The sequence below is a fragment of the Algibacter aquimarinus genome (genome assembly GCF_039543265.1).
Classification (GTDB): Bacteria; Bacteroidota; Bacteroidia; order Flavobacteriales; family Flavobacteriaceae; genus Algibacter_B; species Algibacter_B aquimarinus.
In genome coordinates this window covers 889,388-913,770 of record NZ_BAABJK010000004.1, presented here as the reverse complement: position 1 = coordinate 913,770, position 24,383 = coordinate 889,388, and the positions used below count along the sequence as shown (strand labels likewise).

At 33.0% G+C, this 24,383-nt stretch carries 11 protein-coding genes; 7 read left to right on the top strand and 4 right to left on the bottom strand.

Features of this window, described 5'->3' with window-relative positions; all coding sequences use genetic code 11:
- The first annotated feature begins 139 nt into the window (after window positions 1-139).
- A complete protein-coding gene (locus ABD939_RS06780) occupies window positions 140-1,288 on the top strand; it encodes a glycoside hydrolase family 5 protein (protein ID WP_345166107.1) in 1,149 nt (382 codons plus the stop codon).
- A gap of 84 nt (window positions 1,289-1,372) precedes the next feature.
- Here the strand turns inward: ABD939_RS06780 and ABD939_RS06775 are convergent, their stop codons facing one another.
- The 4 genes from ABD939_RS06775 to ABD939_RS06760 all read right to left on the bottom strand — a co-directional run bounded on the left by ABD939_RS06775 (window position 1,373) and on the right by ABD939_RS06760 (window position 13,820).
- A complete protein-coding gene (locus ABD939_RS06775; protein WP_345166104.1) occupies window positions 1,373-4,723 on the bottom strand; it encodes a CRTAC1 family protein in 3,351 nt (1,116 codons plus the stop codon).
- A gap of 100 nt (window positions 4,724-4,823) precedes the next feature.
- A complete protein-coding gene (locus ABD939_RS06770; RefSeq protein WP_345166101.1) occupies window positions 4,824-6,368 on the bottom strand; it encodes a RagB/SusD family nutrient uptake outer membrane protein in 1,545 nt (514 codons plus the stop codon).
- A gap of 18 nt (window positions 6,369-6,386) precedes the next feature.
- Complete coding sequence (locus ABD939_RS06765) at window positions 6,387-9,446, bottom strand: SusC/RagA family TonB-linked outer membrane protein (RefSeq protein WP_345166098.1); 3,060 nt, start codon at window positions 9,444-9,446, stop codon at window positions 6,387-6,389.
- 240 nt (window positions 9,447-9,686) lie between these two features.
- Window positions 9,687-13,820, bottom strand: coding sequence for a hybrid sensor histidine kinase/response regulator transcription factor (locus tag ABD939_RS06760; RefSeq protein WP_345166096.1), 4,134 nt, complete (start codon window positions 13,818-13,820; stop codon window positions 9,687-9,689).
- Between the two features lie 167 nt (window positions 13,821-13,987).
- Here ABD939_RS06760 and ABD939_RS06755 point away from each other — a divergent pair, with 167 nt between their 5' ends.
- From ABD939_RS06755 to ABD939_RS06730, 6 genes are all read left to right on the top strand, one after another.
- The gene (locus ABD939_RS06755) at window positions 13,988-14,872 is read left to right on the top strand and encodes a hypothetical protein (RefSeq protein WP_345166094.1); all 885 of its coding nucleotides are present in this window, start codon (window positions 13,988-13,990) and stop codon (window positions 14,870-14,872) included.
- A gap of 27 nt (window positions 14,873-14,899) precedes the next feature.
- Window positions 14,900-17,560, top strand: a complete 2,661-nt coding sequence (locus ABD939_RS06750; protein ID WP_345166091.1) for a glycoside hydrolase family 3 C-terminal domain-containing protein — start codon at window positions 14,900-14,902, stop codon at window positions 17,558-17,560.
- A gap of 468 nt (window positions 17,561-18,028) precedes the next feature.
- Complete coding sequence (locus tag ABD939_RS06745; RefSeq protein ID WP_345166087.1) at window positions 18,029-20,329, top strand: chondroitinase-B domain-containing protein; 2,301 nt, start codon at window positions 18,029-18,031, stop codon at window positions 20,327-20,329.
- 18 nt (window positions 20,330-20,347) lie between these two features.
- Window positions 20,348-21,382 carry a polysaccharide lyase family 7 protein gene (locus tag ABD939_RS06740; protein ID WP_345166085.1) on the top strand — a complete coding sequence of 345 codons (1,035 nt, stop codon included), beginning with the start codon at window positions 20,348-20,350 and terminating at the stop codon, window positions 21,380-21,382.
- A complete protein-coding gene (locus tag ABD939_RS06735) occupies window positions 21,382-23,634 on the top strand; it encodes an alginate lyase family protein (RefSeq protein ID WP_345166082.1) in 2,253 nt (750 codons plus the stop codon). Before ABD939_RS06740 ends, ABD939_RS06735 begins: the two co-directional genes overlap by 1 nt.
- Window positions 23,635-23,654: 20 nt before the next feature.
- The gene (locus ABD939_RS06730; protein ID WP_345166079.1) at window positions 23,655-24,032 is read left to right on the top strand and encodes a cupin domain-containing protein; all 378 of its coding nucleotides are present in this window, start codon (window positions 23,655-23,657) and stop codon (window positions 24,030-24,032) included.
- Window positions 24,033-24,383: the final 351 nt, after the last annotated feature.

Genomic DNA, 24,383 nt, shown 5'->3' with positions numbered 1-24,383 from the left:
AGCCCATTAGTTGGTATTTGTTTATTTGTTCTTACGTAACAATCTATATTAGTTAAGATGCTACATTTGTTTGTGATTTTACATCATTACAGATATGCATGTGTTTACTTACTACATTAACTTTGGAAAAAAATTAGTTATGAAATATTGTATATTATTATTTTCCTTTTTCCTTTTTGCATCGTCTTGTGATGAACCAACGATGAGAATTACTAGAGTTGAACAAGAAGCCCCAGATGACGTAAGCGGGCGCGTAGCAAGTGAGTTTGACAATGGAGAAATCAGAAATTTATCATCTTCCAAAATTGTTGCCGAAATGAAAGCTGGATGGAATTTAGGAAACAGTCTAGATGCCGAAGGACCAAGCGAGACACATTGGGGCAATCCTGTTACTACCAGAGCCCTCATTAATGAAATTAGAAATAGAGGTTTTAATACCATAAGAGTTCCTGTTACATGGCGTTTTCAACAAGGTCCGGGTCCAGATTATAAGGTTAACGAAGCTTGGTTAAATCGTGTTGAAGAAGTTGTTAATTATGTAAGGGCTAATGAGATGTACGTTATTGTTAATGTCCATCATGATGATACATGGATCGTTCCAACTAATGATAATGCAGACTCAGTAAAAGATAGGCTTTCTAAATTGTGGACTCAAATTGCTAATAAGTTTAAGAATTACAGTGATTATGTGATTTTTGAAACCTTGAATGAACCTAGACATGAAAATACTCCTCAAGAATGGACAGGTGGAACAGCAGAAGGAAGAGATGTGGTTAATCAATATCATAAAGTCTGCTTAGATGCAATTAGAGCCACTGGAGGGAATAATAGTACTAGGCAGATAATGATTTCTACATATGCAGCTAGTACGCTCCCTCAGGCAATTAATGATTTGGTAATTCCAAACAATGATAGTAACACTATAATTTCACTTCATTCTTATTTTCCATTTCCATTTACTCTAGGAGGTACAGATACAACTTGGGGTAGTGATAGTGATAAGCAACAATTAGATGCAGAGATGGATAAAATAAAAACGAAATTTATAGATAATGGACATCCTGTAGTTTTGGGTGAATGGAGCTCAGGAAATCAAAACAACCTATCCGATCGTATCGCTCATGCCACATATTATGCTGAAGCAGCTGCTTCAAGAGGTATGGCTAGCGTTTGGTGGGACAACGGAAACAGTGGAGTATCAAATGATGGTCTCGCAATATTTAATAGACAGAATCTTACTTGGCCATTTGGAGAGATAGCAGATATTGTTGTAAGAGCTTATGAATAGTTAAGGAATCAGGAATCTGATTAAACTTGTATAAAAAAGGACTTTCAATGAAAGCCCTTTTTTTTATTTTTAATATTAAAAATTTTAATTATTGTTTTTATGTTTCACTGCAACAAAGCTTAAAAAATCATTATTCTTAGCAACTAAAATAAAAGGTTCCCCTTTAACATTAATAATAGCGAGGTCCTTAACATCACCATCTATAAAAAGCCCTGTCTTTTTTGGAGCTAATGGTTCGAAAACAAACCCTTTAGATCCTTTTAGAAAAGTTCCAAAGCCTGCATCAGCTCTTGGAGTTTCTACCTCTGAAGCATAAAGGTTACCACCTAAAATAATATCCTTGATTCCATCCACATCAAAATCTTTAATTAAAATTTGATTTGTTGGTGCGATTTGGGCTTTAACCGGTAAATCATGTCTTTTAAATTTGCCATCTTCATTAATAAATATCGCACTTTTAAAGGACGACACTTGATAATGGATTCCGCTTTCAAGCTTCTTTTTATCATATACATCTATTAAGGTGGCTTCAGAGAATTCATTATAATTTTTAAACTTCTTTTTTATGGATGGTATCTGTTGAGAAGAACATTCCCTACCTCTCACAGGGTATTGCTCGCCTTCATTGTAGTAACTTAATACAATGTCATTTGTTCTATTACCATCAAAATCATTCAAGTATACATCAAATGTTTCGTTTCCTGAGGCCTTATATTTGTAATTATCTCCTAAATTCCCAGCAACTAGATCTAGGTCACCGTCACTATCAATGTCATTTGCTTTTAGACTAAACCACCAACCCATAGTATCATCTAAACCAAGGTCTTCTGTTACTTCTTTAAAGCTAGTTCCGTTTTCATTTTTGAATACTCTCAGTTTCATCCACTCACCAGTTAGGGCTAAATCTTTCCATCCATCATTGTCATAGTCAAACCACTGGGCAGAAGTAACTAAACCTAGTCTTTTAAAAATTGTAGCAACTTTAGTTGTTACATTTCTAAATTTAGGTACACCTGGTTCACTTACATTTTCTAAAATATAACTTGACGCTGGATAAGGGTAGTTTCCTGGAACTAACCTTCCACCAACAAATAAGTCTTGATCTCCATCTTTGTCAAAATCACAAGCATAAACTCTACTGCCGCTCTCAAAAATAGGCGGTAAAGCTCTAATATTTTTTTGAAATGTGCCATCTCCTTGATTAACATATAAACGATCTTTTAACATAGGGGAGCCTGGTGCAAATTCATTGCCACCACTAACAATATATAAATCATTATCTCCATCTTTATCGGCATCAAAAATAAGAGCGCCAATATCCTCATGATTTCTATCTTCCAGTAATATTTTAAATTTTTGCTGCTGGAAAGAACCATCGGTGTTTTGATAAAATAAACCTCCTGGATATTTGGATGCTGCCCCAATATAAAAATCATCCAAACCATCACCGTTTAGATCACCAACTGCCAAACCTGGACCAAATTGTGATGTTTTATGAGGTAAAAGAATTTCCTTTTTAAAATCGTTATAATTATTCTCTTTGTGCTTATATAATGCTAAAGTATCTGAATAACTTTGAAATAGCTCACTTACTGAAATTTGCTTGTTATAAGTATCCTTAGCCAATTTAGAATCTAATACTAAACTGGTATTTGCTTCAACTTCTACTAATTTCTGAGATTTTTGGTTAGGCCAAATAACTATAAGGCTGTCAACTAAATTCGATTTTCCCAATCCAAAATGGAGTTTTGGTGCCACAGAAGATTGAAAACCTCGACTTAATGTTACTTCTTGAATTTGATGTTTCTGGTCATGGAAGACATGAACCTTAGCACCAATACCAAACTTGTTTTTTTCACTTCCTTTAAGGTCTAAGCTTAAATAATTATTAATATTAGAGCTATGATTTTCGAAAACAGAAGCGGTTTTATCTATATTATTTGTTATGAGTTCTAAATCTCCATCGTTATCCAAATCAACATAAACGGCACCATTGGAAAACCCTTTGTCTTCAATACCCCAATCCGCATTACTTTTTGAAAACGTGAGGTCTCCATTATTTTTAAATATATAATTATCTATAGCTTCTGAAGGAATCATTAGGCTTTTCTTTAACAAGCTATCTTTATGCTTTTTTTCACCTTCTAGATTTGCAAAAAAATCTTTATTATTAATTTCTCTACGTGTCCCATTAGATACAAACAGGTCTTTATAACCATCATTATCAAAATCTGCCAAGAGCGGAGCCCAACTCCAATCTGTAGATGAGACACCAGCTAAACGTGAAATGTCTTTGAATTTTGGAATACCCTCGTGCTTAAAACCTGTATTAATCTGTAGAGAATTTTGCATGAATTGATATTGAAATCCGATTTTTTCCATATTTTCGAATAGCTCTGGATTCATGCTAGCCATATTTGCTTTTGATCGCCTATTTGAAGCGGCATCCATATCCATTTGCACAATATCTAAATGTCCGTCATTATTAAAATCAGCAATATCTACGCCCATTCCATAGAATGATGTATGTGCTGTGGCAGTTTTAATTTCGTTTTTAAACGTACTATCCTTTTGATTAATATAAAGACAATCTGGTGTGCCAAAATCGTTTGAAATATAAAGATCGGTATAGCCGTCATCATTTAAATCTGATGCGGTTACACTTAGAGATAGACTATATAATTTAACACCAGCCGACTGAGTGATTTTAGTGAATTTATCTCCATCATTTCGATAAAGATGATCGGACTCTAAGTCGGTTACCCTGTCCATTCGCATCTTATAATGATAGCTATTGTATTTAAATGGTGTTATAGGATAATTAGCCACGTATACATCTAAATCCCCGTCATTATCGAAATCAAAAAAGGTTGCATCTACGCTATTTCCAGCATCATCCAAACCAAATTCGGATGCTTTCTCCTCAAAAGTATTATCACCTTTATTTATGAAAAGTTGGTTCTTTTTATTTCCAGATTGTCCTGCCACTAGGCAGTAAATGTCTAGTAGTCCGTCGCCATTTACATCAGCCATGGTAGTACCTGTATACCATCTATTATCGCCTGTAATATTAGCAACTTGAGTAATATCTTTAAATTTCAAATTACCTTCGTTTAAGTATAATTTATTATCTACCATATTACCAGAAAAGAAAAGATCTGTTAGGCCATCATTATTGATGTCACCTGTAGCAATTCCTCCTCCCATATAGATATAAGGGTAAGTAAAATAATTTATAGTATCATTTTCTATGAGTCTATTTTCAAATGTTATTCTCGTATCCTCAGCAGAAAGTTTTGTGAATATTTTATTAGCAACGTAATCCTTTAAATCCTGCTTATCTTTCTTTTTATTGTTATCGCAAGTTAAAAATAGGGTTACAGAAATTAGCAATAATAGCTTATTCAATATGTATTTTTTATTTGTGTATTTCATTCTTTTTAAACAAATCCTTTTTTACTTGATTAATATAAAAAATGAATGAGCGAAAATAAAATTTCCGCCCATTTATTTAACAAACTAAACTAACTCAATACTAGTATCCTGGATTTTGATCCCCTGCACTCATTTGGGTGTTAGCATCAATCTCATTTTGTGGAATTGGCATAACACGATGTACGGATGGATCATAATTTCTTATAACTTGTAAGGATGGATCTGGGTTGTTAAAATTAGCATCTGGAAAAATAGATAATTCTTGGTCATCTAGATTCCACCTGACTAAATCATCAAATCTAACCTGCTCACCACATAGTTCAACAAACCTTTCATGTACTATGGCTCTGAAAATTTGGTCTCTAGTATTTACAGGAAAACCTCTTGCATCCATTGTGGCGGTTCCATACCTTGGCATTCCCGCTCTGTCTCTAATTTCGTTTAGAAAATCTACAGCAACATCATTATTTCCTAAATTCATTTCAACTTCTGCTTGCATTAGTACCACATCGGCATATCTCATTATTCTAACATTAACTCCACTATTTTGTGATACATTTTGCTCATCATACAATTGTGAAAACTTATACCAAACTGGTCCACCTACACATCCTGGGCAAGGAAATTGAAAAGCATCTCCTGGACCATAAGTATTATCTTCATCTTGTAAAATAGCGAGGTCTAACCTTGGGTCATCTTCCTCAAATTCTTCTATAACTTTAGTAGATGGTCTTGCATTAGCCCATCCAGTATAATCTTGAGAACGAAACGTTACTTCTGATGTTCCTATTCCTGTTTGAGCCCATCGTTCTGCTTCAGTGCCAACTTCACCATTATAACCTATCTCAAACATAGACTCATCATTATGTTCTCCTGTTTCACTAAAGTTATCACGGTATTCTTCTATCGGAAGTAAGCTATGATTTATAACGTTGCTAAAGGCATCTTGGGCTTCAGGGTATAGCTGTCTATGCAAATATACTTTCCCAAGCATTGCATAGGCTGCCTCTTTTGTAACACGTCCTGTTTCTGTTGCTCCTTTTGGTGAAGTCAAACTTGTTGACATTTGTAAGTCTGCTATTATTTGATTGTAGACTTGATCAGCCGTTGCCCTTGGTTGGTCTTCAGTAGCTGTAAGAACATCTATTTTTAGGGGTACGCCACCAAAACGTTTTACTAAGTGATAATAGTAAAGTGCTCTTAAGTAATAGGCTTGTCCTAATGCATTATCAATATCTTCGTTAGAAAAATCAGAGCCTTCAGTATTGGCTCTCATCCTGTCTTCATTCCCTATGACAAAGTTACAGGCTCCTACACCGTTGAAACAAGCAGTCCAATACAATGCAATATTATCAAGAGTGGCATTAAACTCAAACCTATTATAAGGTGCAAAGTTTGGATCTCCACTAGCGACAACCTCATCAGAAATTGCATCCGGAAAAACATAACCTACACGCTGATATAAGGTTTGAAATTGATTATAAGCTGAGTTAACAGCTGCTTCTACTTGACTTCGAGACTCAAAGAAAATCTCAGGGTTTAATGCATTTGTATTCTCAACAGGCACATCTTCGTCACATGCGGCTATAAGCAATAATGCAAACAACACTGCAAAACCCAAAAAATAATTACTAATTTTTTTCATCTTAACAATTCTATTATTTTAAAACTCTATTTGAATTCCGCTTAATACGGTAACTGGTCTTGGTTGTGCACTTCTGTCAATTCCTAGCCCATCTACGAGCCCTAGCGCATTATAAAATGGTGCTATTTCAGGATCGAGTCCTGTGTAATTAGTTAAAGTTAACAAATTCTGACCTTGTACATAAACCCTAAGCTTTTTAATTAAGCCATTACCTGATTTATTTATCCAATTACTAGGAAGGTTATAACCAACAGTAACGTTTCTCAACCTAAGATAGGATGCGTCTTCAATATAACGGGAAGAAATTTCGTTATTGATATTGGATCCAAACCTAAATCTTGGTATATCTGTAATATCACCTGGATTTTGCCATCTGCGTATTACACGTGTGCCGTAATTCAACCCGTTATCTAAGCCTTCTAAATAGTAAATGTTACTATTAAAAGCATCAACACCTTGAACGCCATTGAGCAATACATTAAAATCCCAGCCTTTATATTCAGCTCTCAAGTTAACGGAATATGTGAAATCTGGATTAGGATCACCAATAACGGCTCTGTCTTCTAAACCAATTTGTCCGTTACCACTTATATCAAGATACCTTACATCACCAGGTTGCACTGGTACAGCAGCACTGCTATTATTAGGTAACTCCGCATCTATTTGTTCTTGAGTAGAAAAGACACCATCAGCTACTAAACCAAAAAAATGGAATGGTGCTTCACCTACTGCTAATCTATTTAAAGGAGCAGCAAATGGTGGATTCAATCTAGCACGTTCAATGGGTTCTCCACTAACACCTAAACTTTCAACAACATTTTGAGCAGTTGTTAAATTGGCCCAAAAATTCCATTTAAAATCTCCTTTGTAATCATTGTAGCCTAATGTGAACTCAAAACCTTTTACATCTACAATACCCACATTTCTTATAACTGATGGTCCTGTTTGCGCATTCCCAGGAATACCTGCTGATGCTGCTAATTCTACGGGTATTAATAAATCCTCACTTCTGTTTTTGAAATAATCAACAGTTACCTGTATCTGATCGTTCAAAATTCCTAAATTAAAACCATAGTTCTGCTTAATTTGAGTTTCCCATCTTATATCAGGATTAGCCGCATTATTTGGACTAATACCAGTTGCTGTTTCATTATTAATTGAAGAAGGTAAATTTAGACCTAATGTAGGCAAGAATTGGTTAACTGTATTTCCAGTCCTATTATTTCCTGTCTCTCCATAACTTGCTCTTAGTTTCAGATTATTAATCCAATCCACATTAAAGAAGGATTCATTAGTTACGTTCCAACCTAATGCCCCAGAGAAAAACCACTCTGAAGCATTTTCAGGAGCAAACCTTGAAGATGTATCTCTACGTCCAGAAGCACTTACCGAATATCTTTTATCGAACTCATACCCTCCAAGAAACAGAACAGAATTTAAGTTTTCTGGAACAGAAAAAGATGTGGCTCTAGCATTTGGTGAAAATACTTCAGGAATACTTGATGACACTGTGTTGTTATCAGAAATGGATGCTGACTCTAGCTTAATTTTTGTTTGTTCTAAAACGGCAGAAGCATTTACAGAATGCTTGCCATAAGTCTTATCGAAAGCTAAAGTATTTGTGAATATAGTCTGGGAAACTGTCTGTCTATTTTTAGTAATAAAATTTATAGGGTTTTCAAATCTACCACCACCCTCTTCGAACGCTCTATTTTGCGCATCAAATAAATTCAAATTTGCATTTAAACCAAATTGTGTTCTAAAAGTAAGGCCTTCAGCCAATTTAAAAGTAGCATATAAACTACCAATGATAGATGAAAATCTTGATAAGTTATCGTTAGTCTCCTGAACTCTAATTTGATTTCTTGCATCATTAAGGTCGCCTGAGGCAGTTCCACCAAAAAGACCATTTTGGTCGATAACAGGCACATAGGGTGCTTGCCCGATAATATTCCACAAAGGATCTCTACCTTCAAAACGTTCGGGAAGAATGGTTTCGCTATGCGCTAATGCAAGGGTTTGTCCTATATCTACCCAATCAGCTATACTAGCATCTGCATTGATATTCAACGTTGATCGGTTAAAACCAGTGTCTATATACACACCATCCTGACTAAGCCTAGAAAAACCTATATTAAATCTAGCTTTTTCACTACCACCGTTTATATTACCGTTAACGTTATAAAGGGGGGCTTGTCTAAAATAAGCATCTTGCCAATCGGTATCGATACCATTACCATCAAATAAGGGATTATCATTTATTCTTTCTATTGGATCATCTGGTCCTCCATTTTGTCCTACTAGTGCATTTATTTCTCTTAAGAATTGGATATACTGTGAAGTATTCATAAGGTCATACCTTCTGTTAAACTCCTGAATCCCTGCAGAAGCTTGAACCGTAAAGGATGTTTTACCCGCCTTTCCTTTCTTAGTTGTTATTAAAACTACACCATTGGTTCCTCTTGAACCATATACAGCAAGTGAAGCGGCGTCTTTTAATATATCAACTTTCTCCACACTTGATAAGTCAAGACTATTAATACTGTTAGTGAAAACACCATCTACAACATAAAGTGGTGTACCATCACCAAATGTGTTTACACCACGTATTTGCACTAAAGTTTGTGATCCTGGAGATCCTCCATTAGTAACAGTTACACCAGCGGCTCTTCCTTGTAACGCTTGACCCAAATCTGCTGTCGGAAATTCACTAAGGTCTTCAGATTTCACAACAGAAACTGGTGTGTTTCTCTGCGTTCCGTAGGTTACAATAACTATCTCATCTAGACCGACTAAGTCCTCGTCTAGAAAAACGTTTATCTCTTTTTGCCCTGAGTATGAAACTTCTTTTGATATAAAACCTACAAAAGAATATACAATAACGTCGCCATTACTGATATTATCCAAGGTGTAATTTCCATCAAAATTTGTAACCACGCCTTTAGATTGGTTTTTAACAGTAACATTAGCTCCTGGTAATGGTCCTCCGTTTGAAGTAACTGTTCCAGTAACTGTTTGTCCTATGATTTGACCTGCAATGGTCAAAAAGAAAACAATACATAAGTTCTTTAATTTCATGTTAGAATTTAGTTTTGATTAAATAGTTTTAGTCTTTTGTTGGTTTCAAAAAATATATTGAGTTAATCCAACTTCTGCAATGCTGATTGCAATTTATGTCTAGTAATTGCAACAGGAGCAATTTATTTGATGCAATAAATATTTCATATGTTGCATTTGCATGATACCTAGCAAAAGCTACTGCTATTTGTAATTTTGAAATTGAATTTAACTAATTTTTAAATATGTTACAGAGTTAATTTAAGAGCTCACTTTACGCCCTTTTGGTAATTCTCCAAACTGCTTTTTGTAACAAACTGTGAAATATGATGCAGATAAAAAGCCTACTTTATGTGCCACTTCACTAACATTTAAGTTTTTATCGTTCTGAAAAATTGTTCTTGATCTTTCTAATCTTACTCTTCTAATAAATTCAATTGGAGATAGACCAGTTAAAGCTTTAATTTTTCTGTAAACTTGACTTCGACTTAAACAAAGATGTGAAGACAATTTTTCAACATTTAAAGATGAATTCTCAATATTATCATGAATATAATTCAAAACTCTTTGAATAAAATCATTATCTAAATCTTTTTCTTTTTCATCTTCGATAATAGGCGAAACATTAGAGTATTGTTCAACTAATCGTGTTTTTTTAAGAAGAAGCTGTTCTATAACCACTTTTAGTTCTTTATTATCGAAGGGTTTAACAAGATACGCTTCTGCACCTACTTTCATTCCTTTAATTCTATCTTCTGTAAGGTTTTTAGCGGTTAGCATTACAATTGGAGTTTGATTTAATGTAGGGTCGTTCTTTACTTTTTTGCTAAGTTCTATCCCATCCATAATAGGCATTATAACATCGGTAATGATAATATCTGGTCTATGTTCCATAGTTTTAAGCCAACCCTCCTGACCATCTGATGCTACGACTAAATCATAATCTTCTTCTAAAACTGAAACCAAGTAATCTTGAAGGTCCGAATTATCTTCTACAATAAGTAGTTTACGTTTAGATACTTTTTTTGATAGAATATCTTCAATTTTGTAAACTTCAGTTTTGGTTTTTAAATCAGTTTGCAAGTTGTCTTTTTGCTTGTAAGTATCCGCAAGGTTAGTTTCACTGTTTATAAAAAACATTTTTCCAAAGGGGATAGATACTTTAAAAACAGAGCCTTTACCTAATTCGCTATCAACTTCTATTATCCCTTTATGAAGTTTAACAAAACTTTTTACCATCTCTAAACCAACACCAGTACTTCCATAATAGGACTTATTTAATTGGCTAACTTGATAAAATCGGTCAAATATTTTTTTGTAATCTTTTTGGTCTATACCTGGCCCATTATCTTTAACACTTATTATTACCGCAGGTACGGGATTGTCTTTATCTATTAAAGGTAAAATTAATTTGGACGCAGAGTCAATTTTTACACTTATACGGCCTTTGTTGGGGGTTACTTTAAAAGCATTTGATAATAGATTAAATAAAACCTTGTCTAGTATTCCACTATCTCCCCAGATGTCTAAATTCACGTTATCATATTTTAAATCTAGCTGAATTTTTCTTCGTTTTGATTCTTCGTTAAAAAAACTGAGGATACTTTTTGTGTTTTTCACAATATTGAACTGACTTACTTTTAACTGAAGTTTATGTGACTGTAATTTCCTGAAATCCATTAACTCATTAATTAGACGAGAGAGACGCTCTGCATTTTTATGAATTATTTGATGTTTTTGTTGTACTGGTTTTGAAAATTCAGATTTGCTAGCTTCTATTAGTTCTTTAATAGGGTTAATTATTAAAGTTAGAGGGGTTCTAAATTCATGAGAAATATTTGTAAAAAATTGAAGTTTTTGTTGTTGAAGTTCTCCTTTTTGTCGCCTTCGTTCTCTTTCAAGTCTAAATGTATTTATTTCATTAACACGTTTTCGGTATAAATACATAAAAAGGTATATGAATAAGCCTAAAGACATTATATAAATTAAATATGCCCAATTTGTTTTCCACCAAGGAGGTGATACTTGTATGTGTAGAATATCTGAGACTTCATTCCATATATTATCATTGTTAGCTACTTTTAGTTTAAAAGTGTAATCTCCAGGTTCTAGATTTGTATAAGTTGCACTTGTTTTTGAGCCTACATAGTTCCAATTGTCTTCAAAACCTTCCAATAAATAGGCGTAATGGTTTTTTTCTGGTCGAGTAAAACTTATGGCTTCGTAACCGATCGTTAAAACTGTTTGATTATGCCTTAAAGCTATTGCATTTGAATCTTTTCGTATTGTTAAAGGGCTATTTTTATCGCGTTGATCTACCTTTTTATTGAATAATTTTACATCTTTTAAATAAGGTTTTGCCAGATGGGGATTATAATTAATACTTTGAGGTTTTATTGTATTAATTCCACTTTTGGTACCCAAATATAATGTGTTGTTGTCGTCCATTACTATCGCACGATCTATTAGAAAATTTTCAAGTAAACCATCATCAACATTGAACTGACTAACTTGATTTGAGTTTAAATCGATTTTTAGTACACCCTGCTTACTACTTACCCAGAGTTCGTCTTTTGTAGGTTCGAATATGGCATTTACAAATGACAAATCGTAGCCCTCGAGTTCCAAACGTTTAAATTCTTTACTATCTCTTTTAAACTCAAACAATCCACCTCCGTTAGTCCCATACCATATGGTTCCATCTTGAGTTTCATGAATATCAAGTATTCTGCTAGAACTGGGATGACCTGAAAACTTAGAAGAAATAGCATCATTATGATCAGTAACATTGAAAGTAAATTTAGCTTGTTCTTCAATATGATAAAGTCCAGATGATGTTCCTATCCAAAGGAATCCAAAACTATCATAATAAATAACTTTCACATCTTTATTTACAATTTCAGAGTTTAAATAAGATTCACTATTTGGAGCGCTTAATATTTTTGTTTTTAAATCATAATAAAAGACACCTTCTAAGAATGAACCAATCCAAACTTTGCTATTAGTGTCTTCTGTAAAACATCTTACTTTATTAGTTTTTAAGACTCCAGCAGTATTATCTTTTGTGAAATTTAAAAACGTTTTAGTTCCATTTGGTAAAAAGAAAATTCCTTCGCCCCAAGTTGCTACCCATACATTTCCTTTAGAATCAACAAAAATATCTTCTATATATAAACCTTCTTTTAAGCCTTTGTATTTTGAGTTAACTGTTCCATAAACATTTTTAATAATACCATTTTCAGTATTTAAAACATCTATTCCATTAATCTGCGCTATCCAAATTTTGCCATCTTGTGTTTTAGAAAAAGCTTTTATATCGTCGCTATAAATGTTGTTCTCGATTTCTTGACGCTGTATGGACTCAAATTTGCTGTAATGCTGATCAAAGAAACCTAAACCATTTTCATAATAACCCAACCAAAGTCTATCTTCGGCATCTAGAAGCATGGACCAAACCGAATCTGACCCAATACCATTATTGTCTTGAACGTTGTATTGGTAGTGCTTTACAATTTCGCCAGACATATTAAAAACATATAGTCCTTCATTTTCGATCGCAACAAAAACATGATTAGTGCCGCTAATAATGGCCATTGTAGTACTGTTAACAATGTTTAATTTGTTAAAAGGTGTATTTACTTTTCTTAAATCACCTCTAAAGGTTCCATTCTTAAGTGTGCCAACCCAAAGCATTTCGCTCTCATCAATATGGAGACTTGTTATGTGTGATTTAGAGTTGAGATTAAGTAAATCTATGTCTTCAATGTAACCTTGTTTATGATAGCGTTCTACTTTTAACCCTAAATCTGTAGCTATAAATAAATCTCCTTTTGCAGAAAACTCCAAGTCCAATATAGCATGACCCTCTAATTTATATTCCTTTAAATGGCCGTTTTTTAAATCTAATTCATTTATACCGTTATAGGTGCCTATAAGTAACCTATCCTCATATTGAGTAAAACAAAGTACATTAACATAATTATTCTCTGAGGTATTATCTGTTAAATTTTGAAATCTTTTGAACGAGTTCTGATCTTCATTGTAGATGCATAGTCCTGCATCAGTACCAATCCATAATTGGTCATTATTGTCAAGAAACATAGACCGAATTGAATTACTATTTATACTGTTAATATCATCTATATTGTGCCTGTAATATGTATATGAGAAACCATTATATTTATATAAACCTGCACCTTCAGTACCTATCCATAAAAAGCCATATTTGTCAACTAATAAGGATGTTATTGGTCTTTGAAAAATATTTTCTTTTACTGTATTAAATTTTAAGGATTCAAAATCTACTTGCGATTGTACTCTAATTATAGACCCAAGGCATAAAATCAAAAGAAGAAGTCTGTACAATTTATATGTGTTAGATTTAATGTTTATCATAAATGTTGTATTGAAACGTGAAATAAAAGCAATTTTACTCTAATTAAAATAAAATATGTCGCATTTTAAGCTTCAAATGTTGCAAAAATGTTATTTAGAAATACTTCTATTTATATTGAAACAAGTAAAAAGTTATCTTGGTGCTATAATCTTAATATAACTAAATCATGCGACTATTTTCAATAGCATTAATTTGTTTTTGTTTTGTATCATGCAACCGAGAGGTTGAGTTTGATGCTATTTTATTAGAAGGTCCTGCACCATCAGAGGTTCAGGCTAATATAACGTTTAATAATATGGAAGCTCCATTTTCTGTAAGCGTTAACCCTACAGCTCTTGGAGCAACAGCTTTTGAGGTGAACTCAGGACTTCAAGGAGCTTCTTTTGAATTAATAGGTGTACAACAAGAATTAATTTATGAGTATCCTGAGTCGGATGAGAATTTCTTTGTGACAATTAGAGCTATAGCTCCAAACGATAAAATTACAGAACAACAATTTGAAGTAGTACCACCTGCAGATCCATGTGAACAAATTTTTGGTGCTCCTGCAACATGGGATGATGGAAGTATATCCTTCTCTTTTGGTTTTAATGGAGTAGATCTTCAAACCGTTGAAAATCCTGATTTATCGGGAGCTAATCCAGAAGTCTCAAATGTTTTAGAAATAACTCAAGATGGCGGAGGTAATTTTGATGGTTTTGGAGTTCAAATGAATAGCCCAATAGATTTTAGTGCAGATGATAAGGTCGTGAGATTAAAATTTTGGGCGACATCAGAAATACCAATAAGACTAACCGTGCAACAAGATCCAAACAATAATACAGAACGTGAAGCTGAAGTTACTTTAATACATTCAGGTTCTGGTTGGGAAGAACTTCGTTTTGATTTTAATAATGCTATAGCAGGTTTTACAGGTTCAGGTGCTTTAGGAATTCCTGATGGTGCGTCTTTTATACCAACAGGGCAATATATAAGGTTTCAAATGTTTATCGCTCCAGGAGATGACGTACCTGGTACATTTTATTTAGATGACGTTGGTGTTTGCCCTTAATTCCTAACTTAAGAAAAAAATATTTTAATGAGATTTTACAAACAAGCACTATTACTTGTGTTAATGCTGTGCCTTACAATGGCATGTAAAAACAACAACTCAGAGGTTAATTCCAATCCTCAAAACAAGGAGCAAATAAACTTTAACCAAAAAGCTAAAGACTTAGTAGCTCAAATGACTTTAGAAGAGAAAGTCTCTCAAATGAGTTACGAATCGCCAGCTATAGAAAGGTTAAATATTCCAGAGTACAATTGGTGGAATGAATGTTTACATGGAGTTGGTCGTGCAGGAAGAGCCACTGTTTTTCCTCAAGCAATTGGTTTAGCTGCCATGTTTGATAAAAATCAAATGAGTAAAATCTCTAATATTATCTCAGATGAGGCTCGTGCTAAACATCACGAATTTGCATCAAGAGGTAAAAGAGGTATCTATCAAGGATTGACATATTGGACACCTAATATCAATATTTTTCGTGACCCGCGATGGGGGCGCGGGATGGAAACTTATGGCGAAGATCCTTATTTAGCTGGTGAATTAGCAGTGCGTTTTATAAAAGGACTCCAGGGTGATGATCCAAATTACCTAAAACTGGTGGCAACAGCAAAACACTTTGCTGTGCACAGTGGACCCGAAGTTGACCGCCACCGCTTTAATGCTGAACCAAGTCCGCAAGATTTTTTAAATACGTACAGTCCTCATTTTGAAAAAGTAGTTAAAGAAGCTGGAGTTTATTCCATAATGTGTGCCTACAATAGTTATAACGGAAAACCTTGTTGCGGTAATAAAGAGTTAGATAATTTGTTGAGAGAAGATTGGGGGTTCAATGGCTATATTGTCTCAGATTGCTGGGCTATAAGAGATTTTTATGATGAAGGGGCGCATGAAATTACTAAAGATGCCAAAGAAGCTTCAGCTATGGCAGTTAAAGCAGGAACAGATCTAAACTGTGGAAATTCATATCCTGCTCTTGTAGAAGCTGTAAAAGATGGCTTAATCACTGAAGAAGAACTCGATGTATCCTTAGAACGGTTAGTTGTAGCCCGATTAAAACTAGGTCTTTTTGCACCTGAAGGTGCTGTTAAATTTGAAGAAATTCCATATGATGTTATTGATTCTGAATTGCATCGACTTGCTGCTCTGGAAACTGCTCGTAAATCAATTGTGCTTTTAAAGAATGATAATAATACGCTCCCATTAAACAAAGAAAAAATCAAAAAAATTGCTGTTATAGGTTCTAATGCTGATGATCTTGAGGTCTTATTAGGAAATTACAACGGCTACCCAAGTGAGCCAATAACACCGTTATTAGGATTTCAGGAAAAATTACCAAATGCCGAAGTATCTTATGCTGTAGGATGTAAGTTAGCTGAAGGACTACCTATTTTCGAGGCCATTCCTAATTCAGTATTATTTACAGATAATTCTCTGACTAAAAAGGGATTGAATGCAGAGTATTTTGACAATATAGCCTTGGAAGGTTCACCGAAATATAAGCAAATTGATGAAACGGTGGATTTTGTCTGGAGAACCACTCCGCCCTTTGAAGATTTTAGCTATGACAGTTACTCTGTTAGATGGACAGGTACGCTCTCAGTAGAAAAAACTGGAAATTATGCCCTAGGTGGTGAGGCATTTTCATCAATGAAGTTATTTTTGGATGATAAATTGTTAATGGAACGAAATGATGTACACCATCCAAAAAAAATATATGAATATGTAAAACTAGAAGCCGGTAAAACCTATAAAATTCGTTTTGAGTGCGTTCAAAATAATACAGAACATTCTATAATGCGTTTACTATGGGAAGCACCAAAAGATAATTTAGAGAAGGAGGCTTTGTCTATCGCTAAGGAAGCTGATGTTGTGGTTTTATGTATGGGTATCAGCCCTTTATTGGAAGGTGAAGAAATGAAAGTTAAAGTTGATGGTTTCTCAGGCGGTGATCGTGTTAACACAAAGTTGCCAAAAACTCAAACAGAATTAATTAAGAAAATAGCAGCACTAGGAAAGCCTACAGTTTTAGTATTACTTAACGGAAGTGCTTTATCTATTAACTGGGAAAACAAAAATATTCCTGCTATTATAGAAGCGTGGTACCCGGGGCAAGCTGGAGGTACAGCTATTGCAGATGTTATTTTTGGAGATTATAATCCCGCTGGTCGTTTACCTGTTACCTTCTATAAAGACATTAATGATATTCCTGCCTTTAGTGATTATGATATGAAAGGTAAAACTTATCGCTATTTTAAAGGAGATCCGCTATTCGAATTTGGTTACGGATTGAGTTATACCTCATTTAAGTATAGCAATATCAAAATGCAATCAACTATTGAGGCTGGTGATGATTTTACTGTAGAAATAGATGTTGAAAATATTGGTGGCTTAAAAGGTGAAGAAGTTGTACAGTTATATATTAATAATTCAAATGCAGATGAATACAACCCTCATAAAACTTTAGTTGCATTTGATCGTATTTTATTCGAATCTGATGAAAAAAAGACTTTGAAGTTTAAAATTGATAAAGAACAATTAGGTACAGTTAATAGTGATGGTGAGAAAGTAATTCAACCGGGAAGTTATAGTCTGTCAGTAGGAGGAGCGCAAGCTTCTGAAGATAGAATTTCTAGAGGTTCAGTTATTGTAAAAGAATTCACTATATCTGGAGATATTTTTCAGCTACCAATGTAAAAAAATAAGTTTTAACTTTTTTAGGTTTAAACCTATATCTTAACAATTTACATAAATGTTCATTATAATAAATAGTTTAGAAGCTTATTAAATGGGATTAGTTTAGTTTGTTACGCCTCATCAATTTTTTTGATGAGGCTTTTGTTTTTATTTGACTATAAAATACTATTTTAGTCATATTCTCTAGTGTTATTACTAACACAAATACTCTTACACATAAAATATAATTAGTAGTATTCTTTTTTTTATGAAAAATTAATTCTATTTTTGGTTAACCAATCTGGTTAACCAATTAAACTAATTGTCTTAAATGCTTTATAAATTCATAACGGTTCTTGTGTTCAAATAACAATAAAATTAATTTTCAATATTAGTTTTTCCTTACGAACCCAACCATATGTTAAATATTCTATACCTTAAGTGCTAGAATTTATAACTCATGAAAGCTGACTATTAAAATAAATTTAAATGAAAAAATATCTAACTATTCTAAGTTGTTTGTTAATATTATTTTCTTGTAAAGAGACATTAAATAATGAGATCCTAATCTCTAATGAGGATGAATTAATTAGTGCAATTTCCAATGCAAAGCCCGGAGATGAATTAATACTAAAAAATGGCGTTTATGAAGATTTACAAATCAAGTTTATTGCAAACGGTGTAGAGGGAAATCCAATTACTTTGAAGGCGGAAACACCTGGTAAAGTATCTATTGAAGGGGAGTCCAACTTGCAGTTAGGAGGAAGTTATTTAGTGGTTGAAGGGTTGCATTTTAAAAACGGGCACACGCCTACAGGACAAGTTATCCGTTTTAAAGTTAATGACACTTTAATTGCAAATCATTCTAAATTTACAAATTGTGTTATTGAAGAATTTACGCAACCAGATAGAGATGTTTCTGATCACTGGGTAGAATTATGGGGTCGTCATAATGAATTAAGTAACAATTACATTACTGGAAAATCTAATTTCGGGCCAACAGTAATGGTAATGTTAAAAGGTAATGAGCATATTAAAAACTATCATCAAATAGTTAATAATCATTTTGGTCCTCGACCAAGAAAAGGTGGCCCACATGGAGAAACTATGCAACTTGGAGATAGTGGAACTTCAATGACGCCATCGCATACCAACGTCGAAAATAATTTGTTTGAGCGTTGTAATGGAGAGGTAGAAATAATATCGAGTAAATCTAACAATAACACTTTTAAAAACAATGTCTTTTTTGAAAGTGAGGGATCGTTAGTTTTACGCCACGGAAACTATGCTAACATTGATGGTAATATTTTTATTGGTAATGATAATTCAGAATTTATAGGAGGGATTCGTGTAATTAATACAGGACATTGGATTACGAATAATTATTTCTATAAATTAAAAGGTAATATTTTTAGAGCACCTTTGGCAGTAATGAATGGTATTCCAAAATCGCCACTAAATCGTTATAATCAAGTTACAGATGCGGTTATGGCATATAACTCATTTATAGATTGTAAAACACCTTTTCATTTTAGTGTGGGCTCTAACGTAAGTCAAAGCAATGTTTTACCAAAATCTGAAATTCGTTCTGCAAGACCTATTAGAACAGTAGTTGCAAATAACATTTTATATAATGAGACACCTTTTAATTATCCAATTAAAAACTACGATAAAGTAGATGGTGTTCTTTTTAAAAATAATTACACTAATAGTGAAAATAAAAGTGAGGTAAAACCAAGTGGTTTAATTACAGTTCAAATGGAAGTAAATACCGTTTCAGAATTTTTAAAAACACCTAAAGTTAATTCAGATAAAGTTTACAATGGTTTCGATTTTCAAACTATTGAAACAGATTTATTTGGAAATAAAAGAACTTCTGAAAATAATAAAGTAGGGGCTATTTTAAATACTGCTAAAAATACAGTTTTATTCGATAAATCAAATTATGGGACGGATTGGTTTATAACTGAAAAGGAAAAAATAGAACCTAAAACAGTTACTGTAGTTTCAAAAGAAGACTTAGTTACTGCTATTAAGGAATCAAATTCTGGTGATATTATCAGCTTAAAATCGGGTACTTATAACATTACAGAAACACTTTCCATAAATAAGAACATCACATTAACATCTTCAGATAAAAACAATAAAGCTACATTAATGTTTACTAGCAGTGGTAAAGCTTTTGAAATGAAACCAAAAGGAATTCTTCACATTGATGCTGTTATTCTTAAAGGTAATAACGAGCAAGTAGCATTTAAAACACTTGATAAAAATATGACAAGTGCTTTTGGACTTTGGTTGAAAGACACTGAAATAAGTGATTTTAATAGTGTATTAGAAGTTTCAAAAGGAGCGTTTGCAGATACTGTTTCTGTTAGAAATTCATTAATCAAGAATTGTGCAAAAGGCATTCAGTTAAATAAAGAAACTAATGATAAAGGAGATTACAATAGTGAGTTTGTTTATGTTATTGGTAGTACGTTTGATAATGTTGGTGAAGAGGTTCTTAATTACTACCGTGGCGGCTATGATGAATCTACCATAGGAGGTAACCTAAAGTTTACCAATAATACTATCATGAATAGTGGTAAAATGGAAAAAAATAATATTCTAATTAAAAATAGAGGTATTGTAAATGTAGAATTTGCTGATAATACCTTTAAAAATAATCCTGTAAAAGTGGTCGCAATATTATGGGGAGAAAAAGGGCAAAAACCTGAAAATAATACTGTTGTTAATTCAGGGGAAATTAAAGTAGTTCAGAATTTGAAACTGAAATTGATGTACTAATATCAATCAAATTATGACATGAAAAACCTTATTTGCTTTTTAGTTTCAGTATTAGTTCTATTTACTTGTAAAGAAGACTTTAGTAAAAAGTTAGATTCATCCAAGGATATAGTACCTAAGAATGAAAAAAAATATCCAAGCGACGTAATTCCTTTTATGAACAAATGGAAAATTCTTTTGGGTGATGGAACACGTTCTGAGGATTTAATTGATTTTCAAAAAGAAGATTTTTTCTATGTTCAAAATGATGGAACTACAAATTGGGTAGTCTATAAAACACCAAATTCTGGAATTACATCCAAAACGTCTAAAAATACCCGAACAGAATTAGGACAAAAATTACATTGGATACCAGAAATAGGAGGAAGGTTAACAGGTACTTTAAAAGTACAGCATGTGTCTACAACAGGTGATGCAAATGCTAGGTCTTCTTATTCAGTGGTGGTTGGGCAAATTCATAGCGATGAAGGTCATGAAAATGAACCCCTAAAAATTTATTATAAAAAATTCCCAAGTCATCAAAAAGGCTCGGTATTTTGGAACTACGAGATTAATACTAAAGGAGATAATGCAGGTCGATGGGATCTTTCTACAGCGGTTTGGGGGCATGATTTTTCAGTTGTTGGTGAAACTCCTAATACATATCCAAAAGAGCCAAAAGATGGAATTGCTTTAGGTGAGGAGTTTACATATGATGTAAATGTTTATAATGGTATGATGTATTTGACGTTTACTAGTAAAGGACACAAAACGAAAACCTTTACTAAAAATCTATTGAAAACAGACTTTGGTAAGAGTACTGATATCCCTCAACAAGTTATTTCATATTACAGTTCAAAAAGACCTGTGGGTGTAGAACGAGAAACGGCTTATGGTGGTGAAATGCAATATTTTAAACAAGGAGCTTATAATCAAGCCAACCAAAAGTCAACAAATTCAGAAATCTATAATGGAGATATTACCAAACAATACGCTAATGGAAGTTATGCTGAGGTTTGGTTTAAAGAGTCTAATGTTGGAAAGAGCTTAATACCAAATAAAACATACAAGTAATGAAATTACATTTTTACATATTATCCATTTTATTAATAGGTTTATCTTCTTGTAAAGAAGAGCCAACTTCTCAGGCAGATTTAAATTCTCAATCTCAACATCCAAAATTAATTTTAACTGCTCAAGGCGTACAAGATATTAGAGCTCAATTAGGAAATATTCCAATTTTTGATAACACGTTAAAAAAAGTTAAAGCAGAAATAGATGCCGAGATTGAAAATGGAATAGAGGTTCCTGTGCCAAAAGACTATTCAGGAGGTTATACTCATGTAACACACAAACGTAATTGGTTAGTACTCCAAAAGGCTGGTGTTTTATATCAAATTCTTGATGATGAAAAATATGCTAAATATGTAAAAGATATGTTGATGCAGTATGAGGCGTTATATAAAACTTTACCACTGCACCCAAAAACAAGATCTTATGCTAGGGGTAAATTATTTTGGCAATGTTTAAATGATTCTAATTGGTTGGTATATGTAAGTCAAGCCTATGATTGTGTTTATAACTATTTAACAGAAGCAGAACGTGACAAGTTAGAAACTAATTTATTTAGACCTTTTGCAGACCATATTTCGGTGGATAGTCCACAATTTTATCAAAGAGTACATAACCACAGTACATGGGGTAACGCTGCTGTTGGTATGATTGGGTTAGTTATGGATGATGAGCAGTTAATAAATCGTGCTTTATACGGAATTAAAGATTTAAAATTGGATGCTAATAAAAAAGATGACGATGGAGGCTTTTTAAATAAAGATGGAAAAGCTGGTTTTTTAGCAAACATTGAAGAGCCATTTTCGCCAGATGGTTACTATAATGAAGGGCCATATTACCAGCGTTATGCTATGTACCCCTTTTTAATTTTTGCAACAGGATTACATAATGTAAAACCAGAATTAAAGATTTTTGAATACAAGGATGGTGTACTTTTAAAATCAATAAATGCATTGTTAAATTTATCTGATGCTGATGGTGATTTCTTTCCACTTAACGATGGACAAAAAGGTATGTCTTATTACAATAATGCACTTGTTACGGCAGTAGATATCTCTTATTATTACGGAGAACAAGACCAAGGTTTATTAAGTATTTCAGAAAAACAAGATCAAGTCTTGTTAGACGATTCTGGTTTGGCAATAGCGCTTGGAATTAAAGAAGGGAAGGTTAAACCTTTTGAAAAGAAATCAATTAATTTAAGTGATGGTCCAGATGGTAACCAAGGCGGCGTTGGTATTTTAAGACAAGACGATGTTGAGCTGGTTTTTAAATATGCGGCACAAGGCTCGAGTCATGGTCATTATGATAAATTGTCCTTTTCATTATATGAAAACGGTGAAGAGGTTATTCAAGATTATGGGTTAGCACGTTTTGTAAATATAGAGCAAAAAGGAGGAGGTAATTATTTAAAGGAAAATAAAACTTGGGCAAAACAAACCATAGCCCATAACACAGTAATCCAAAATGAAACGTCTCATTTTAATGGAAAATATGAAATTGGAAGTGAGCATCATCCAGACTTACATTACTTTTCTTCAGAAAACGAAAATATTCAAGTAGTTAGTGCAAAAGAAACAAACGCTTATCCTGGAACCGAAATGCTTCGTACCATGGTAATCATAAAAGATGAAGACTTGGAAAAGCCATACATGTTAGATATTATGAAGCTGACTTCTGATAAATCAAATCAATATGATTTCCCTTTTTACTATTTCGGACAAGTTTTAGAAACTAATTTTGAATATCAAGTACAAGAAACGTTAAAAACATTAGGTGATAAAAATGGTTATCAACATTTATTTTTAGAAGCAACAGCAAAAGCTAATGATGGTAATTCTAAATTCTCATGGCTAAATAATAATAAGTTTTATACCATAACAACAGCAACAACTAATAGAGATAAAATACTTTTTGCGAGAATTGGAGCCAATGATCCTGAGTTTAATTTACGCCGAGACCCAACTTTAATACTAAGGCGTAAAAATGAAAAAAATACATTATTTGTATCTACTATTGAATCTCATGGAAGTTATAGTCCAGTAACGGAATCAGCAGTAAATTCAAAAAGTAGTATTTCAGAATTAAAAATAGTTTTAAACACTAATGATTATACCGCAATAGAAATTATAACTATAAACGGTAATAAAAAACTATTTATTACAGCAAATAATAGTGCTTCAAAAGAAGCTAAGCATACACTTAAAATAAATGATAATAGTTACCAATGGACAGGTGCTTATTATTTTAAATAGAAATAAATACAATAAAAATTATGAAACGTTTTAGCGAAAAGTACATTATCACAAAAGAAATGCAATGGGAAGAACTTGGAGGAGGAGTGTCAAGGAAATTCTTAGGATACGATAACCAAATTATGATGGTAAAAGTGAAATTTGAGAAAGGTGCATTAGGCTCGCCACATCAACATTTTCATACACAAGCAACATATTGTATTTCAGGCAAATTTGAATTTGAAATTGACGGTGAAAAGAAAATTGTAGAAGCAGGCGATGGTGTTTACATTGAACCTAATTTATTGCATAGTGCAATTTGTTTAGAAGAAGGAATGCTAATTGACACATTTAGTCCGGTTAGAGAAGATTTTTTAAGTGGTGATGGTGTGTCTTATTTTGGAGATAAAGAGTCTTAAAAAAAACAATAACGCCTTAATCCGTGAAGATTTCATGGAATAATATCAAGAAAAAAGTGCTTTTTATCTATAAAAGCTTGATAAAACTTGTTTTTAACAAAATTTTATATATATTTGGTTAACCAGATTGGTTTACCAATTATATGGTTCATCAAAACTAAACTAATAACTAACTAAAATTTTATTCTAATTCACAGACACAATAAACAAAAAATTATAGGTGCAATATTTTCTTAAAGCATTTGCTCCTTCGTTAAGCAAATAAACCAAAACATTTATTCTAAAGGTTTATTAAAAGCTAAGTTTAAAAAAGTAATAATGTTAGAGAAATCTAATTAATGCAGTATTGTA

What these genes read in the sequence shown, in the direction of transcription:
- ABD939_RS06780 (WP_345166107.1), top strand. Translation starts at nt 140, where the DNA reads ATGAAATATTGTATATTATTATTTTCCTTTTTCCTTTTTGCATCGTCT.
- ABD939_RS06775 (WP_345166104.1), bottom strand. Translation starts at nt 4,723, where the DNA reads ATGAAATACACAAATAAAAAATACATATTGAATAAGCTATTATTGCTA.
- ABD939_RS06770 (WP_345166101.1), bottom strand. Translation starts at nt 6,368, where the DNA reads ATGAAAAAAATTAGTAATTATTTTTTGGGTTTTGCAGTGTTGTTTGCA.
- ABD939_RS06765 (WP_345166098.1), bottom strand. Translation starts at nt 9,446, where the DNA reads ATGAAATTAAAGAACTTATGTATTGTTTTCTTTTTGACCATTGCAGGT.
- ABD939_RS06760 (WP_345166096.1), bottom strand. Translation starts at nt 13,820, where the DNA reads ATGATAAACATTAAATCTAACACATATAAATTGTACAGACTTCTTCTT.
- ABD939_RS06755 (WP_345166094.1), top strand. Translation starts at nt 13,988, where the DNA reads ATGCGACTATTTTCAATAGCATTAATTTGTTTTTGTTTTGTATCATGC.
- ABD939_RS06750 (WP_345166091.1), top strand. Translation starts at nt 14,900, where the DNA reads ATGAGATTTTACAAACAAGCACTATTACTTGTGTTAATGCTGTGCCTT.
- ABD939_RS06745 (WP_345166087.1), top strand. Translation starts at nt 18,029, where the DNA reads ATGAAAAAATATCTAACTATTCTAAGTTGTTTGTTAATATTATTTTCT.
- ABD939_RS06740 (WP_345166085.1), top strand. Translation starts at nt 20,348, where the DNA reads ATGAAAAACCTTATTTGCTTTTTAGTTTCAGTATTAGTTCTATTTACT.
- ABD939_RS06735 (WP_345166082.1), top strand. Translation starts at nt 21,382, where the DNA reads ATGAAATTACATTTTTACATATTATCCATTTTATTAATAGGTTTATCT.
- ABD939_RS06730 (WP_345166079.1), top strand. Translation starts at nt 23,655, where the DNA reads ATGAAACGTTTTAGCGAAAAGTACATTATCACAAAAGAAATGCAATGG.